Annotated in this window: 2 protein-coding genes and 1 pseudogene; 2 read left to right on the top strand and 1 reads right to left on the bottom strand. The window is 56.4% G+C overall.

Features of this window, described 5'->3' with window-relative positions; translation table 11 throughout:
• A pseudogene (locus BM272_RS13690) lies at nt 1-156 on the top strand (IS5/IS1182 family transposase); the annotation flags it as partial.
• Between the two features lie 99 nt (nt 157-255).
• Nucleotides 256-1,416: a hypothetical protein gene (locus tag BM272_RS13685; protein WP_159433104.1), complete on the top strand. Its 1,161-nt coding sequence runs from the start codon at nt 256-258 to the stop codon at nt 1,414-1,416.
• A 14-nt stretch (nt 1,417-1,430) separates the two neighbouring features.
• On the opposite strand, the gene BM272_RS13390 is transcribed toward BM272_RS13685, so the two are convergent.
• Nucleotides 1,431-2,225, bottom strand: a 795-nt coding sequence (locus tag BM272_RS13390; RefSeq protein WP_205407823.1) for a DDE-type integrase/transposase/recombinase, incomplete at its 5' end; no start/stop codon positions are given.

Below are 2,225 nucleotides of genomic sequence, written 5' to 3'. Positions count from 1 at the left end.
CATCCGTTCCATGTCGTGAAGAACCTCTTTGGTCATCGCCGGACCCGTTACCGGGGTCTGTTCAAGAACGAGGCGCAGCTATTCACGCTGTTCGGTCTGGGCAACCTGTTCCGGGCCCGGCGAACGTTACTGGCCCAAGGGGCCCGTCCGTCTTGAGACCGGGCCGGGGCCCGGGAAACCGGCCGTGAGCCGGTCTCCCGGCCTCCAACGAGGGCCGAAAACGGCCCTCAACCGACCATCGGCCGGCCCTCCGGGATGGAATCGGCCTTTTGTGAACTCGGGACCGGTTTATTCAGCGGTTCCCTTACGAAAGGCGAGGCGTCAAAAACTTCACTTCGAAAAATGGTGGTTTCAATGCCGGTTGTTCTGCATGTCGGATACCCCAAGACAGGTACTTCTTCCTTACAAGTGGCTCTAGCACAAAACCGCAAAACTTTAGAAAAAGCAGGCATTCACTACCCCCTTCTGGATAATGACTTCAAGCAACGTTATCTCGGACAGTTCCTGCTTCACGGGACAGCGGCTGGCGAAGCTTCTGGCTCCATAGAGAAGTTACGACATCTCTCCGAGGAATTTGCTGGAACGGAGGAGACGGTCGTCTTGTCGGCCGAAGAGTTGGTCCATAGTTTCATTTTTCGAGAGGGCTCTGGACTCATCGGCTCGTCGCCTGCCTTCAAGGAGGGCATTGAAGACCGTATGGCCTATCTACGAGATAAACTCACTCTTATAAGTAATGACATACGCATTCTGATGTATGTCCGCGAGCCGGTCGGCCTTTACATATCTCTGATGCAAGAGAAGCTCAAACGAAGCCCCGAGTTCATTGCACCCGACACATATGAATGCGGCTACCGCCTTGCGGCCGAAGCGTTCGAGCGAGTCTTTGGGGGGCAGGTTAATATCCGGCCCTTTGATCGCTCGATGCTCACAGACGGCGATATTACCACGGATTTCCTTACCTACTTATCCTCCAGCTTTGATTGCACCCCCCCCCTTATTCAGAGCACGAACGTCAATGACTCCCTTTCTGCCGAAGCAATGTACCTGCTTTGGGAACTTCGGCAAATGCCCGGGATTCTGGAGGATAGCTCTAGCTACCAGTTCAACGAATCGGAGCTCTTGTGGAGAACACTGAACTCTATTGAAAAAAAAGTCAGCTTGGGGAGCCGGCCACAACTTCGACAAGGTATAGCAGAGAAAATCCTAGAAAACAATCGCCCCGACTTAGATTTCTTCTATGAGCGCGGAATTGTTCTGCCTTTCAATGGCCCTCAATACCATGAAGAGGTTGGAACAGCGTCAGACCTACTTCGGTCCACTGATTTCAACGATATCTTTTTATATGACCCCTATGAAGCTCAACGGCTAAGGAATATTCTCATACTCATGCTGATACGTTCAGCGACCGGAAATTAAATGTCAAGACCCGACTAATTGTCAGGTCCCGGATGATTCCGTGGCTTTCGATGAAAGAGATCGGGCCGTTCGGCGTACCAGCTTTTCATCGCCTGGATGGGCGGCTGGTGGTCCAGGGCCTTCTGCGGTAGATGGTGATTGTACAGATGCACATACCGCTTGAGCGTCTGCTCCAGACTGGCCCGGCTATCGAAGTGGTGCGTCGCCAGGACCTCGCTAATGCGGCCGTTGAAACGCTCCACCATGCCGTTGGTCTGCGGCGTTTTCGGCCGGGTCAGCCGATGCTCGATGCCCAGCTCTTCGCAGAGCTGGTCGAACTCGTGGTCACCGGAGGCGCCCTTGGCTCGCGCCCCGAACAGCCGGTCGGTGAACTCCTTGCCGTTGTCGGTGAGCAGGGTCCGGATACGGACCGGGCAGGCCTTGTGCAGGTTGCGCAGGAAGCACCGGGCCGTGGAGGCGCTCTTGTCGGCGCAGATCTCCACAAACACCCAGCGGGTGGCCCGGTCGATGGCGACGAACAGATACCGCCGTCGGTCCTCATCGGCCATCTGCGGGAGGTATTTCACGTCGACATGCAGATAGCCCGGGTCGTAGGCCTTGAAGGGCTTGGACGGCCGCCGCGGCTTTGCCTCCGTGGGCATGGTCGAGATCCCGTGGCGCTTGAGCAGCCGATGGACCGCCGAGCGCGAGGCGTTCTCGTTGATGAACTCCCGGGCGGCGTTCGTCAAGCTAGTTGTCGTATCCCCGAGCATCATGCTGCGACTTGATCGGGTTCGCAGGCCGTTCGCCGTTCCGGGTTCAGCCAGACC

Source organism: Thiohalospira halophila DSM 15071, assembly GCF_900112605.1.
Lineage (GTDB): Bacteria > Pseudomonadota > Gammaproteobacteria > Thiohalospirales > Thiohalospiraceae > Thiohalospira > Thiohalospira halophila.
This window is presented reverse-complemented; position numbering and strand designations above follow the sequence as displayed.